Origin of the sequence: Veillonella parvula DSM 2008, from assembly GCF_000024945.1 — a bacterium.
GTDB lineage: Bacteria > Bacillota > Negativicutes > Veillonellales > Veillonellaceae > Veillonella > Veillonella parvula.
This window is the reverse complement of sequence record NC_013520.1, coordinates 395003-409675: the sequence shown is the minus strand read 5'-3', so window position 1 is coordinate 409675 and position 14673 is coordinate 395003. Positions and strand designations below refer to the sequence as shown.

Annotated in this window: 16 protein-coding genes and 2 riboswitches; of the genes, 5 read left to right on the top strand and 11 right to left on the bottom strand. The window is 38.2% G+C overall.

What is annotated here, in order from left to right; all coding sequences use genetic code 11:
- Positions 1-4: 4 nt before the first annotated feature.
- Positions 5-1012, top strand: a complete 1008-nt coding sequence (locus VPAR_RS01630; protein WP_012863899.1) for a FecCD family ABC transporter permease — start codon at positions 5-7, stop codon at positions 1010-1012.
- Positions 1009-1785 carry an ABC transporter ATP-binding protein gene (locus tag VPAR_RS01625; RefSeq protein ID WP_012863898.1) on the top strand — a complete coding sequence of 259 codons (777 nt, stop codon included), beginning with the start codon at positions 1009-1011 and terminating at the stop codon, positions 1783-1785. Before VPAR_RS01630 ends, VPAR_RS01625 begins: the two co-directional genes overlap by 4 nt.
- 171 nt (positions 1786-1956) lie before the next feature.
- Here VPAR_RS01625 and VPAR_RS01620 read toward each other — a convergent pair whose 3' ends face one another.
- Positions 1957-3129, bottom strand: coding sequence for a class I SAM-dependent methyltransferase (locus VPAR_RS01620; RefSeq protein ID WP_012863897.1), 1173 nt, complete (start codon positions 3127-3129; stop codon positions 1957-1959).
- Positions 3130-3483: 354 nt separating this feature from the next.
- Here VPAR_RS01620 and ychF point away from each other — a divergent pair, with 354 nt between their 5' ends.
- Positions 3484-4590 carry a redox-regulated ATPase YchF gene (gene ychF, locus VPAR_RS01615; protein WP_012863896.1) on the top strand — a complete coding sequence of 369 codons (1107 nt, stop codon included), beginning with the start codon at positions 3484-3486 and terminating at the stop codon, positions 4588-4590.
- A gap of 78 nt (positions 4591-4668) precedes the next feature.
- Here ychF and VPAR_RS01610 read toward each other — a convergent pair whose 3' ends face one another.
- The 7 genes from VPAR_RS01610 to VPAR_RS01580 form a co-directional block, all read right to left on the bottom strand.
- Entirely contained in the window at positions 4669-4905 is a 237-nt protein-coding gene (locus VPAR_RS01610) for a CsbD family protein (RefSeq protein ID WP_012863895.1), read from the bottom strand.
- Between the two features lie 78 nt (positions 4906-4983).
- Positions 4984-5223 carry a GlsB/YeaQ/YmgE family stress response membrane protein gene (locus tag VPAR_RS01605; RefSeq protein ID WP_012863894.1) on the bottom strand — a complete coding sequence of 80 codons (240 nt, stop codon included), beginning with the start codon at positions 5221-5223 and terminating at the stop codon, positions 4984-4986.
- Between the two features lie 157 nt (positions 5224-5380).
- The gene (locus tag VPAR_RS01600) at positions 5381-6088 is read right to left on the bottom strand and encodes an NAD(P)H-dependent oxidoreductase (RefSeq protein WP_012863893.1); all 708 of its coding nucleotides are present in this window, start codon (positions 6086-6088) and stop codon (positions 5381-5383) included.
- Positions 6089-6205: 117 nt separating this feature from the next.
- A complete protein-coding gene (locus tag VPAR_RS01595) occupies positions 6206-6463 on the bottom strand; it encodes a putative Se/S carrier protein (protein ID WP_012863892.1) in 258 nt (85 codons plus the stop codon).
- 115 nt (positions 6464-6578) lie between these two features.
- The gene (yedF, locus tag VPAR_RS01590) at positions 6579-7178 is read right to left on the bottom strand and encodes a sulfurtransferase-like selenium metabolism protein YedF (protein ID WP_012863891.1); all 600 of its coding nucleotides are present in this window, start codon (positions 7176-7178) and stop codon (positions 6579-6581) included.
- A 160-nt stretch (positions 7179-7338) separates the two neighbouring features.
- The gene (selD, locus tag VPAR_RS01585) at positions 7339-8370 is read right to left on the bottom strand and encodes a selenide, water dikinase SelD (RefSeq protein WP_012863890.1); all 1032 of its coding nucleotides are present in this window, start codon (positions 8368-8370) and stop codon (positions 7339-7341) included.
- 9 nt (positions 8371-8379) lie between these two features.
- Positions 8380-8583 (bottom strand): DUF951 domain-containing protein, encoded by a 204-nt coding sequence (locus VPAR_RS01580; RefSeq protein ID WP_012863889.1) that lies wholly within the window; start codon positions 8581-8583, stop codon positions 8380-8382.
- Positions 8584-9334: 751 nt separating this feature from the next.
- Between VPAR_RS01580 and rbr the strand changes: the two genes are divergently transcribed.
- Complete coding sequence (gene rbr / locus VPAR_RS01575) at positions 9335-9880, top strand: rubrerythrin (protein WP_012863888.1); 546 nt, start codon at positions 9335-9337, stop codon at positions 9878-9880.
- Between the two features lie 263 nt (positions 9881-10143).
- Here the strand turns inward: rbr and thiM are convergent, their stop codons facing one another.
- The 3 genes from thiM to thiW are packed head-to-tail and all read right to left on the bottom strand — an operon-like array spanning position 10144 to position 12996.
- Entirely contained in the window at positions 10144-11670 is a 1527-nt protein-coding gene (gene thiM, locus VPAR_RS01570; RefSeq protein ID WP_012863887.1) for a hydroxyethylthiazole kinase, read from the bottom strand.
- A 13-nt stretch (positions 11671-11683) separates the two neighbouring features.
- Positions 11684-12517, bottom strand: a complete 834-nt coding sequence (thiD, locus tag VPAR_RS01565; protein ID WP_012863886.1) for a bifunctional hydroxymethylpyrimidine kinase/phosphomethylpyrimidine kinase — start codon at positions 12515-12517, stop codon at positions 11684-11686.
- On the bottom strand, positions 12517-12996 hold the full coding sequence (thiW, locus tag VPAR_RS01560) for an energy coupling factor transporter S component ThiW (protein ID WP_012863885.1): 480 nt from the start codon (positions 12994-12996) through the stop codon (positions 12517-12519). The genes thiD and thiW overlap by 1 nt, the downstream gene beginning before the upstream one ends.
- Before the next feature lie 63 nt (positions 12997-13059).
- Positions 13060-13154: riboswitch (TPP riboswitch) on the bottom strand.
- A gap of 81 nt (positions 13155-13235) precedes the next feature.
- A riboswitch (TPP riboswitch) is annotated at positions 13236-13341 on the top strand.
- A 52-nt stretch (positions 13342-13393) separates the two neighbouring features.
- On the opposite strand from thiW, the gene cytX reads away from it, so the two are divergent.
- Positions 13394-14590, top strand: coding sequence for a putative hydroxymethylpyrimidine transporter CytX (gene cytX / locus VPAR_RS01555; RefSeq protein ID WP_012863884.1), 1197 nt, complete (start codon positions 13394-13396; stop codon positions 14588-14590).
- Positions 14591-14673 lie beyond the last annotated feature (83 nt).

The following is a 14673-nucleotide window of genomic DNA, read 5'->3' as shown; positions in this document are numbered from 1 at the left end:
AATCATGAGATCTCAAAATAAATATCTAGTTATATTTTTCTGCCTTTTAGTATTTCTCGCTCTTACTGTATTAATATCCTTAATGACTGGGCGATATATGCTAATGCCCACACAAGTTATAAATATTTTATCAAACGGAAACTCTGCAGCTGCATTTGATATGGAATCCGCCGTAATTTGGAATCTTCGTATTCCTCGAATTCTACTAAACATACTTGTCGGTGGAGCTCTTGCAATAGCTGGAACCGTTTTTCAAGGTATTTTCAGAAATCCATTAGTCAGTCCGGATATATTAGGTGTCAGTTCTGGTGCAGCCTTCGGCGCTGCACTGGGAATATTAATTTCCGGAATAAATATATACGCTACGGGATTTGCACTTATCTTTGGTATTGCCAGTGTTTGCCTCACATATAGTCTAGCTCGACTAAGAAATCAAATCACATCATTATCACTGGTTTTATCAGGAATGATTGTTTCTGCTATTTTCGGAGCATTGATAGCTTTAATTAAATATGTAGCTGATCCATATGACAAATTACCGGCAATCACATATTGGTTAATGGGTAGTTTTTCTACAGCTTCCTACGAAAATGTTTCACTCGTCTCTATTCCTATCATCTTTGGATGCGCTGTGCTATACTTTTTACGTTGGAAAATCAACATTCTCTCTATGGGAGATGAGGAAGCTACAGCGCTTGGAGTGAACCCTTTTAAGTTACGCCTAATTATCATTGCTATGGCCACGTTAATAACTGCAGCCTGCGTAACCATCACAGGAATTATCGGTTGGGTAGGACTTGTCATTCCACATATTTGTCGCATGTTAATAGGTGTAGATCATCAGAAACTACTTCCTATCTCCATCATTGTCGGAGCTATTTTCATGATTATCGTGGATTTAATCGCACGCTCAGCTATTGCTGCAGAAATCCCAATAGGAATAATCACCGCCTTAGTAGGGGCCCCATTCTTTGCTTGTCTTTTTTACCGAACACGAGGTGATTGGAAATGATTTTTGAATTGAGAAACGGCTCATTTGCTTATAATAAAAAAGATTATATTTTCAAAGACATTTCTTTCACAATAAAATCGGGCGAAATATTGACTATTTTAGGCAGGAACGGGATTGGAAAAACAACATTAGTAAAATGTATCTCCCGTATACAGCAGTTACAAGAAGGCAACATATACATAAATAATCAACTAGTTAAACCCCATGATAATGCTCCTATTGGCTATGTTCCGCAAGCAAGAGAATTATCATTTCCTTATACGGTAGAAGAAATCGTATTAATGGGACGCAGTAGACATATTGGTATGTTTTCTGTACCTACAGATAAAGACTATGAAATAGTCCACTCTGTCCTAAAAAGAATAGGTATTTCCTCACTCGCTTCCAAAACAGCATCAAGCTTAAGTGGAGGTCAGTTGCAATTGGCATTTATTGCCAGAGCACTAGCGAGTGAACCACAACTGCTCATTATGGACGAACCAGAATCACATTTAGATTTTAAAAATCAGTATACCATGCTTTCACTTATTCGAAACATCGTAGATGAATCTAATCTTGCTTGCATTATGAACACACATTATCCTGATCATGCACTTCAAATATCTGATAAAACTTTAATGCTAAAACCTAATAACTATATTTTAGGTACCACCAAGAATACTATAACAGAAAATAATCTGAATGATTTCTTTGATGTTCGTACCAAAATCATTGTAGGAAAAGAGGATAATAAATCCTATTCAGGGTTTATAGTACTTGGCACTAAAGAATGATAAAGTTTTTTTACAATTATATATGATATTCATTTAATAAAATATTTAACGAAACTTACAGAACGTGCTTTCGATAATCTATAAATATAAAATAGTTACAATGCCACTAATTAAAAGAGACCATCTTAAGATGGTCTCTTTTTTGTCCTATAAGTCTATTTTTACTCTTACTTAATACCAACGTGTTAATGGCAATTCGTTCGTAACACCTTTTGTCATCAAAATTTGATGCAAGTCCATATTACCGATGTAGAAACCTACCGCACATCCACAAAGATACAGATCCCACATGCGTACGAATTCACTCCCCCGTTTCGCCTCTACTTGCTCACGGACCCCTTGGAAATTGTTATACCAATGCATTAAAGTCTTATAATAGTGATACCGTAAACTTTCAACATCGATGACATTCATATCATAGTCATAAGCGAGGCTGACCATTTCACGAAGGGACGGCAAACATCCGCCCGGGAAGATATATTTACGAATCCAGGCACTTGTTTCCTTTTCAGAAGGATCACTGATGTAGTGGAGCAGGAACAAACCGCCGTCTTTAAGCATGTCCGATGCGTCCTCCATATACAGAGGAAAGTTAGGTCGCCCTACATGTTCAAGCATACCGATGCTGACAATGCGGTCAAAGGTGCGACCAGAAGCCGCTACGTCTCGATAATCTATAAGTTCAATCTCAACTTGTCCTTCAAGGCCATATTCTTTAATGCGTTCCTGTCCTTTTTTCCATTGTTCTTCGGAAAGAGTACACCCATAGCCCTTAACCCCATATTTACGAGCCGCTTCAATGAGAAGGAATCCCCATCCGCAACCGATATCAAGTAAAGTCATCCCTTCTTTTAAATATAATTTATCAAGAATATGATGTACCTTTTGATATTGCGCATCTTTGAGACTATCATTCTCATGCTTAAAATACGCACAGGAATAGCTCATGGTTTCATCGAGCCACAATTTATAGAATTCATTACCTAAATCATAATGGGAAGATACTTGTTGTTTTTGATCTTTCTTTTTAAGACCCGCATTAAAGAGCGAGCTAAGTACCTTACGATTGATAGAGTCCTTACCTACATGACCAAGGACTACACAAAGGGCTTTAAACAAATCCCCTTCAATTTCGATATCTTTACGCATATACGCTTCACCGAGGGCGAGTTCTGCGGATATTAACAAGTCCTTCTTGGGAATATCGCGATTAACGATGACGGTAAACTCGGATTCTCCGTCACCGATTGTATATTCATTATCTCCAATTTTTACGGTAAAACAATGATCATTAAAGCATTCTAAATAATGGACTAAGAAACTATCAAATAGCTTGGAAAACATACTGAACTTCCTTTCCTATTAGCTTTCACTATATAGGTTTAAAAATATATACATTAACATGATTGGATACATTCCATACCCTTATTAATTTATATACCTATAAATTATATCAATATAGTTACGGCGAATAAAAATCTATATTAATCCCATATTTTAATATGAACTTATCACATTATTTAAGTAATATATTTAACTCTATTTATATTATAGCACTTTGAAATAATCTATTTTATATTTATAGAGTAACTCCATCCTATTAGTATGGTATAATATTTATTTGATAAGGTTTATAACAAACTATTACTATAAACTTTCACAAAGAACGAAATCAATTTGTTAATAAAAGGTGGTACCATGAGCACAAATTTAGAAGTAGGCATCGTAGGCCTTCCAAATGTTGGTAAAAGTACATTATTCAACGCTATTACAAAAGCAGGCGCTGAAGCTGCCAACTATCCATTCTGTACAATCGAGCCAAACGTAGGTGTCGTTGATGTTCCAGACAATCGTTTAGCTGTATTAGCTGAAATGTTCAGTTCCAAACGTATTCTTCCTGCAGCTATGCGTTTCGTAGATATTGCAGGTCTCGTTGAAGGTGCCTCTAAAGGTGAAGGCTTAGGGAATAAATTTCTTAGCCATATTCGCCAAGTAGATGCCATTGCACAAGTTATTCGTTGCTTCGATGACCCTAACATCACTCACGTAGCAGGTTCTATCGATCCAATTCGCGACATCGAAATCATTAATACTGAGCTCTGCCTTGCTGACCTTGAATCCGTAGAAAAACGAAAACAACGCATCGAAAAAATCGCAAAATCTGGCGATAAAGATGCTCGTGCTGAATTGCCATTATTAGAACGCATCATCGAAGGTTTAGGTGAAGCAAAACCCGTTCGTGCACAAGGTCTTGATGAAGACGAATTAGAAATGATCAAAGAGTTGACATTGCTTACAGCTAAACCATCTCTTTATGTAGCCAACATTTCCGAAGATGAAGTATCTGATTATTCTGCCAACGAATATGTAAAACGCGTAGAGGAATATGCGAAAAACGAAGGCGCTGGTATCGTTGTTGTGTCCGCACGTATTGAGTCTGAAATCGCTGAATTATCCGACGAAGAATCCGCTGCATTCCTCGAAGATCTCGGTCTTGACGAATCTGGGTTAACAAAACTGATCAAAGCAAGTTATGCACTTTTAGGTCTTATCAACTACTTCACAGCTGGTGAAATGGAAGCTCGTGCTTGGACAATCGTAAATGGCACCAAAGCACCTCAAGCAGCTGGTAAAATCCACTCGGATATTGAAAAAGGCTTTATCCGTGCTGAAATTGTATCCTTTGATGACTTACAAGCTTGCGGCAGTCAGAACGCCGCTAAGGAAAAAGGACTTGTACGCCTGGAAGGCAAAGATTACGTCATGAAGGACGGCGACGTAACACATTTCCGTTTCAATGTATAAACAAATTTATAATAACAAAAACCAGTAAATCACAGGATTTACTGGTTTTTTATTACTAATTATAACCTTTATATAATATTATTTATCGTCTTTATGAAGAACATTTTTGACGCCACTAATCGCACCATCTACAGCATCTTTAACATCTTCAGCTGCTTTTTTGAGATCTTCAGCAACATCATGTGCAGCGTCTTTAACTTTTGCAGCTGTATTTTCTACAGCACCTTCTGCTTCCAATTCTTTGTCACCAGTTAATTTACCGGCATTTTCTTTTAATGCACCTTTAGCTTGATTTAATTTATCTTCTAATGCCATAATTATGAATCCTTTCATATGAAATCATTTTTAGTTATGTTAGCTATATATGTTAGCTATACTTTTAAAAATAGATTCCTATCCCTTTTTCCCGAAGAAAAACGAAACAACAGCAACAACAATTACAGCGCCAAGAACAGAAGGAATTAATGCCATGCCAGCTAAACTAGGACCCCATGTGCCAAATATTGCTTGACCTACAGACGAACCAACTAAACCAGCAACAACATTGGCAATAATGCCCATTGCTCCACCTTTGTTAGTGATGGCTCCTGCAAGAAAACCGATAAAACCACCAACAATAATTGACCATAACATACGATCACTCCTTCCTATTTAATCAATATATTTATAATATCCTATCAAATTATATGGGCTTTATAAATATAATAAATAATATGTATATTTATAATATACCATTCATTTCTAAAGATTAGATGAAGAAATTCGATGTAGTTATAAAAGTCACAATCGATTAAACTACTGTAACAATTTCATTCATTGTACGACGTGTTTTATTTCGATGTGGTTCTTCATCACGATAACCAAAGGCAGCCATCACAGCAATGCCAAAATGCTTTGTATCAAAAAGACCTAATTCATCACCTAAGAGCACTGTCATCTTATCTTGATTAAAGCCTTCCAATGCACAGGAATCAAGACCTTCATAAGCAGCCATGGTCATCATGTTAGCCATTACAATATACGCTTGCTTTGAAGACCAATCAAAGGCAGCACGATTAGACTCAAATGTTTTATAGTCTTCAGTTGTGAACTGAGCATATTTTTCTTTATAAATAGCATCAACTTCAGCAGGTAATTGTTTCACCTCTTCTTGAATGTAGCGTACATAAGGAGAATCAAATTCCAAATCCACCTTTTTACGTGTTAAGAACACTACGAAATGACTCGCTTCAAGACCAGCTTGAATACCCCAACCATAAGATTTCATCTTTTCACGGATTTCAGGATTTTGAATGACTAATAATTGGTAAGCCTCAAAACCTAAGGAGGTTGGAGACAAGCGCGCCGCCGTTAAAATACCTTGCCAATCTTCATCAGAAATCTTTTTAGCGCTATCAAATTTCTTACATGCGTAGCGATATGTCATAGCATATTCTAAATCCTTACGATCAAATTTAGGGGCTGTTAATTTTACATTTTCTATTTCATATTTACTCATATATACCTCCATAATTAATATCTGCAATTGATAAAATATATCATGTTTCTATAGTACCACACTCATCGTTCAAGTTATATGAAGATGAACACTAAAGTAAAAAAGCCTAGACAACGTCTAGACTTTATACGGTACAGCTAGCTCGCCCTTTTCATACCAAAATAAGCCAGATGTACTAATTTTATGTTCTTTTAAAATGGTCTTTACTTGATCCACTATACTTGAGTCAATTGCAATAGATAAACCGCACATATCGTAAAGCTCTGGGGGGGTAGCCATCAACTGATGAGGCACCTCTAATTCTGTTAATACCTTATCCGCCTTATCTCCAAAATAATAAGAGGTAAAAACTACAAGTAATTTTTTTCGTTCCATTACCTCACCCCTCTGATAACTAGCAAGATCAAATTGCTCATACATTAAACATAAAGCTTGGAGATATAAAAAAATCCATCGAAATTGATAAAAAAAGATACTATACTACTAGAAATTATAGCTTAATAATATTATCCCCTACAATAGAGTCTGTAATAGCATACATATTAGTAATACTACCTACGCCCAGCTCATCTTTCACACCGAAATAATCAAGGCAAATGCCGCATGCTGCAATTTCTACACCAAGCTTAGCTAGTTTCTTTATATTTTCCAAATGAACCGAATCATTAACTACCATCTTAACACTACTATTGATGAAATAAATCTTAGAAGGTTTTACATCGGCTTCAAGCAAGCATACCCAGAAGGTTTTCATCAAATTTCGGCCAAGTTCTTCACTACCTTCACCAAGATAATCCTTCGTCATCAAAATAACCCGATTTCCATAGTTCATAGGCTCACAACGGGCTTCAGTAACTGGATTTGCATCAGGGGTCAGTGTAAGATAGAAATCCTTTCCATCTTGGCGAACTTCTACACCATAACCACGAGACTTCCCAAACTTCGCCACATTATCGCGACTCACTTCATTATCTACAATAGTTGTAATAATAGCACTTGGATTCGCATCACTTACCTTCTTGGTCTCGATAACAGGTTTTGGACATAAGCTACCGCGCACATCTACAGTTAATTCCTTTGTATTGCTCATCATACACCTCTTTATATACATTATATGTTTTATGAAAGTATCAGCTATCAGCTATCAGCTATCAGCTATCAGCTATCAGCTATCAGCTATCAGCTATCAGCTAATAATATTTTATTCAAATAGCTAAATCAATACTATACAGTACTTATCTTTTATAAGTTTATTTTGTTACTCGTACGGCAAGACCGCTGAAGCTTTCAACAGTGCCCACAATAGCAGCACAGTCAATCCCCGCCTTATAAAAGGCCTCGACAAGTGTCTCACCTTCGCTAGCAGGAACAGAAAATAGTAACCCGCCAGAGGTTTGAGGATCAAATACAATATCCGTCCATACAGGATCCAAGTCCTCATCAACTTGTACTTCAGTTATAGCCTTGCGATTACCATAAGATGCAGCCGGAATTAAGCCCATTTGAGCCGCCTCGATAACATCATCAAAAAGAGGGATATCGTAAGCTTTGATATGAATCGTCACATCAGAAGCACTTGCCATTTCTACGGAGTGCCCCATAAGGCTAAAGCCTGTTACATCTGTACAAGCATGAACTGTAAAGTTATGTGCCACCTCAGCCGCTACACGGTTTAAAGTACTCATACTAGTAACAGCCTGTTCCGTACCTACAGGAAATAAACCTGCTTTCAGAGCATTATTCATAATACCTGTGCCAATGCGTTTTGTTAGCACCAACACGTCCCCTATTTGAGCACCTTTATTTTTCCAAATCTGTTTTGGATTTACTTGTCCTGTCACAGACATCCCAAAGATAGGTTCCTTATTTTCAATGCTGTGTCCACCTACGATGGCTGCACCAGCCTCGGCTACAATCGAACCAGCCCCATTTAACACATCCGTCAAAACACCTTGCTCGACAAGAGGAACCGGAAAGCCTACGATATTCATCGCTGTTAAAGGGGTGCCACCCATAGCATATACATCGCTTAATGCATTGGCAGCTGCAATTTTACCAAATAAAACAGGATCATTAACCATAGGGGTAAAGAAATCTAAGGTTTGCACCAATGCAAAGGTATCAGAGATTTGATATACTCCAGCATCATCGGCACCAGTCATATCTGCGAGAACATGCTCGTTAGTAACGGGTGTTACAGCTTTCAGCACACGGTTCAATATATGAGGCCCAATCTTACACGCACAGCCTCCACTTGTCACATAATCGGTAAGTCGTACCATAAGTCCTCCTTACTCATTTTCCGGCAATCGAGATACGATTCTCTTAACTGCCTTTTCAAATTTAGGGCGCGGCATCAAGAGTTGATGACCACAGCCATTACATACGACGAGAAAGTCCGTGCCAATACGTTTAACTTCCCACTCGTCACTGCCGCAAGGATGTGATTTTTTCATCTTCACTACATCGCCTACGTAATATCTAACAAATGCCATAGCGCCTCCTTTAACTCCTGTCAGTATTTATATATTTATTATACATAAAATAGTTACTTCTATAAATATACCCTAATTCTATAGTTCAATCCTCTATTATATATAACCATAAAATTTTCACCATAAATATATAATGTACAATTTTAATATATCTACTGTTCTTATAATTAAACCATAAATCAAGAGAATTATTATTTTATAACCACCAAAAGGTCACAGAAACTTTGCACTTAATCATTATATTTTATGGGGAAATATTAGTGCATACAACGAAATTAACATTAACAACTAAACAATAATGATTTTTCATTTAGTTATCATTCTCAATATCAAAACAGGGATTTTTTATAAACCCCATACTATTCATTCTTTATAAATCCGCATCTTTACTGAATTGATAATATTTATCATTTAGAAAATTTTCGAAATAAATTTTATAAAAAGACTTGCATTTCTCATTTAGTATGTTACAATATAGTCAACAATGATTATTCGTTAAGTATACGGATAACACATTGTATATAAAACTGTTAGGACGGCAAGTGCCGAAATACACAAATAAGTAAGTACTATTTTAAGAGTTAGGCAAGTGTCTATTTAATCTAAGAATAAGTTTTCTTAACTAAGGCGAAGTCGCCCTCGAAATTATAGAATAAGTATTCTATTCCATTGCATTCACAACCAAGTGGTTATGAATATATATGTTAAGTAACAATTTTGAAAATTATCGTAAGTACAAAGGAGTATTAAAATGGCAGAATTAAAAGGTTCTAATACTGAAAAAAATCTTCAAGCAGCATTTGCTGGCGAATCCCAAGCATTCCAAAAATATACATTCTACGCTAGTGCAGCTCGTAAAGCTGGCATGAACGAAATCGCTGACTATTTCGAAGAAACAGCTCACAACGAATCCGCACATGCTAAATTGTGGTTCAAAGCTCTTCATGGTGGCGATATTTCCGCTGATATCGAAGCTAACCTTCGCGATGCAGCAGCTGGTGAAAACTACGAACATACTACAATGTACAAAGAATTCGCTGACGAAGCAGAAAAAGAAGGCTTTGCTAAAATCGCTTTCCAAATGCGCGAAGTTGGTAAAATCGAAGCTCGTCATGAAGCTCGTTACCTTGCATTAGCAGCTCGAGTATCTGGTAACAAAGTATTCACTAACGACCAACCAGTAGCTTGGATCTGCGCTAACTGTGGCTATGTACACGTTGGTGAAGAAGCTCCTAAAGTTTGCCCAGTATGTGCTCACCCACAAGCTTTCTTCCAACGTTTGGTTGAATCCTTCTAATCTGTAAGTGCGACACTAACTAGATTAATAAACTGTAAGTACAGATTTTAATGAAACTATACCTGTAAGTACAATCTAAACTTACAGTAAGTACTGACAACTTCCTTAACAAAAAGACGATGACATTTGTTTGTCATCGTCTTTTTTTGCATTCTTTTGCTAGATTTTTATTTTGTCTACTATATTTTATTCTATTCACTATAATATGTTTTTTATTTCCTTTGTATAGTGCTTATTATTTACTATTGAGTTATAAAAACATATCACTTAATATTATCTACATTATCTACTAAATTTTTAAATTCTTGTGCTGCTTCATATGGATTATCTGCATGAGCAATAGCAGATATTACGGCTACTCCACTGGCACCAGCTTGCAAAACAGGCATTGCGTTAGCTAACGTAATCCCACCTATACCAACACAAGGTAATGTTAAGCCTTCTCCTCGTAACTCAGTAATACGATCTGGTCCGCACGGCTCTTGTGCATCAGGTTTGCTACTTGTGGCATACATAGGACCTACACCAACACAATCCGCATACACTACATCAGTCTTATGAAGTTCCTCCATAGAATGAATGGATATACCAACAACCTTATTTCCTACAAGATTACGAACGTCTTCTAAACGCATATCCTCTTGTCCTACGTGAACACCATCAGCATTAACTGCCACCGCTAAGTCTACATCGTCATTAATAATGTAAAGTACATTATACATGGCACAAATTTCTTTTAACTGCTGAGCTAATTCTAGTTTCTGTTGTCCTTCTAATGTTCCTATGCCCTTCTCTCTAAATTGAAAGCAGGTCACACCACCTCGACAAGCAGCTTCAACAATGTCCAGTAAATGGCTTTCATTAAATCCTACATCCTGTGTGCCACTAATAAAATATACCTTTAATTGATCTGGTACAACTACGGGCCGTATTCTGTTTCCAGATAAAAGCATCGCATCATCGAATTCATATAAGGCATCCATAAATGCCACACTAAAGCTGCCAGGTTTTACACCGCTCACATTAACCGCACTTTCACCAGCAAGTCCATAGTAAGCCAGCGCATACGCAAGAAACTCACCAATAGACATGTTATGCATGAATGGATAATAGGAACTAAAAAACGCAGCTAACACAGCCCCTAACAGACAGCCAGTCCCTGTTACAGCTGTCATGATTGGATGCCCATGAGGAACCGCAAATACACGGGTTCCGTCGGATACATAATCCTCTTCGCCCGTTGCGACGACAGGACAGTTAATAAGGCGTGCCAAACGATACGTAATGATTGCGCTATCCTCAACTTGTTCACCATCTACGCCCTTACCAGAGAGAGACCTATCAATCTTATGATTTGTATTAAGAGCATCATAGATTGCTTTGATTTCACTTTGGTTCCCTCGTAGCAACGAAATAGCATCAGTTTTAATCAAGTCTAAAACTACAGATAATCGATACGCTCCAGCGTGACAGCCCACAGGATCTAGCACAATGGGTACCTCATGAGCCTTCGCTAACGTAATAGCCTCTTTGTAATAAGTTACCTTATCTGGTGTAACGGTCCCAATATTAATGAGTAGCGCAGAAGCATGAACGATAAGGTCTTCTAAGTCTTCGCTACACTCACTCATCACGGGCGATGCTCCGATAGCTAGTAAACCGTTAGCCGTAAAGGTTCGCACTACATCATTTGTAATACAAATAATAAGCGGATTTCTTTTGCGTAGAGTCTCTAATATATTCAGTTCGGTCCAAGTTGAGCTATTTATATATGGATTTTCATAGGTCATATAACTATCTCCTCTACTCATTTTTCAAGAGTTCATCCATCGTTTGAGGGCCATTTGTCAATAAACCATAAGCCATGTGATTAACAGGTCCGCAACCATTTCCAAGCGCTGGATTATGCTTAATAGCCAATGCAATATAGTTCTTTGCAATACCTATGGCATCCATTACATCACGCCCTTTCGCGAGCTCTGCCGTAATAACCGCCGAGAAGGTACAACCCGTACCGTGAGTATGAACAGTATCATATTTAGGACTTGTCCACGTATGCATATCTCCATCTTTGGTGAAAGCATAATCCGTTGCATCATCTCCAATATGCCCACCTTTAATGATGACCACTTGAGGTCCTAATTCACGTAAAATACGGTTAGCTGCTGTTGTGATGTCGCTTTCACAAGTAATAGACATATCCGCTAACACCTCTGCCTCGCTACGATTAGGTGTAATGACTGTGGCAACCGGAATGAGTTTAGATTTTAAGAAATCGACAGCCTCATCCGATACAAGTCGATCACCGCTGGTGGCAATCATAACTGGATCCATCACATAAGGGATGTTCTTACTCACATAAGGATAAATGAGATCCATCATCTCTGGTAAAGCAATCATGCCCGTCTTAACGGCTTGTGGTGTAATATCTGAATATACATCGTGTAACTGTTTTTCTATGCTTTCTAGCGATAGGTGTTCTACATGATGTACACCCGTTGTATTTTGAGCCACCACAGAAGTAACAACGGCCATGCCGTATACATTTCGACTTTGGAAGGATTTTAAATCAGCCATAATGCCAGCGCCACCACTAGGGTCAGTACCGGCAATTGTTAATGCAGTATGTAGTTTCATTATGCCTCCTTGTGTAACAGATTACGTCGAGATAAGATTTGTAATACTACGAAGCCAATGCAAGCACCTCCGATAGAGCTCATGGAAAAGGATGTAATCAAGGTCAACAATGCCAATGGTTTGCCTAGTAGGAAATGAGCAATTGGATAGCTTACAAGAGCACCAATAAGTCCAGTGCCAATGATTTCGCCTAAAGCCGCTGCCCAGATGGCGTTGTATTTTTTATATAAATACGCAGATAACCAAGCGCCAATCATACTGCCTGGAAAGGCTAATGGAGAGCCTAGTGCTAGTACATTACGTAAGCAAGAAGTACTAAAGGCTGCGCCTACAGAGAATCTCGCCCCAACTATAACGGCTAAGATCACATTTATCATATGTTGAAATGGAAAAATACGAGCCGGCCCAACAGGAATAGACGTAGTCGATAAGACGACACCTAAGGCCACACATATGCTAGCAATAATCAGTTTTTTCATAATACCTCCAAACATATAAAAACGAGACCACTCCAAATGGAATGGTCTCGTAATAGTTTAGTATTATGTTTCACTCCACTTTCCTACGCCAGTATTATCTAGATCAGGTCTAGGGTTTTGAATGGTCAATCTCAGCAAAAGCACCCCTAGTGGCAATATATTTTTATACTCTAGTTATAACATCAATATACAATCTATGCAAGAAAATAATTGACGGTTCCCGTAGCACCTCGTATAATGAAGCCATAATGGGGTGCTCACACAAGTGGGCTGAGAGTAAGCTAAAGCTTTAACCCATAACCTGATTTGGATAATGCCAACGTAGGGAACATAGAGGATTAATGGCCGAGTTCCTGTGAGCTCGGCTTTTTCTATGACTTCCTGGCAAGGAGGACGTATGAAAAATACACACATCACACAACCACAATTTGCCATGATATGGTTCGGTGCCGCTCTATCGATTGCAGAAATTATGACCGGTACCTATCTGGCTCCCTTAGGACTTACACAAGGTCTCTATGCCATCATCTTAGGTCATATTATCGGCGGCATACTACTCTTTGGGGCTGGTCTCATCGGTGGTCGGCTCCGGCAAGGTAGTATGAATACTACCGCTTTTAGCTTTGGACCATTAGGAGCAAAGGGCTTTGCCTTTTTAAATATGCTCCAACTCATCGGTTGGACCAGTATCATGATTTACGATGCCATGTTAGCCTTACAAACACTGGCACCTCTATCACCTTTGATTTGGACCATTGCCATCGGGGCCCTCGTCATTTTGTGGCTCTTCATCGGCCTCCATAATACGGGTTATGTGCAAGCCATCGTATCTCTTTTATTACTAAGTCTTACCTTTTATATGGGGATGCATATGATCGCTCAATGGCCTAGTGAAAGCAACCTTGTTTCAGATGGCTCAATGAGCTTTATAGCCGCCCTCGAATTATCGATTGCTATGCCATTATCTTGGCTGCCCCTCATCAGTGACTATACGCGTGAAAGTAAACATCCTTTCACCGCATCACTTACAAGTGCTACAATCTACACGGTAACGAGTATCGTCATGTATACCTTAGGTCTTAGTGCGGCCATCTTTGGTGGTGGAGACTCTATTATTACCATTATGATGAATGCAGGCCTTGGCCTAGCAGGGCTCCTCGTAATTATCTTCTCTACTGTCACTACAACCTTTATGGACGCTTACTCTGCAGGTGTTTCTAGCACCACCATCTATAATAGTGCATCTAGTAAGGGCATTGCAGTTATTGTTACAATTGTTGGCACTATTGCAGCTATCTTGTATCCGATGGACGATATTACAGACTTCCTATACCTCATCGGCTCTGTATTTGCGCCGATGATTGCCATCTTATTGGCGGACTACTTTATCAATCGCCAACAAGTACAAACACTATCGGCTTATCTCGTACGAGGTCTTATTTGGGCGGTATCTGTTGGTTTATACCACTATATGTTACATAGTGAAAGCACAATAGGTGCCACATTACCAACCTTTACAATGGCATTTGTCGTTACAGCTATCATTGGATTTATAAGTAAAACAGCACACACATCTGCAGAAATTAAACAGTAACAACAACTAAAACGTAATGTGCATATACTAAATCAATAATAAAGATTATAGTAATAGCAAAAACACCTTCACAAATAGTCATC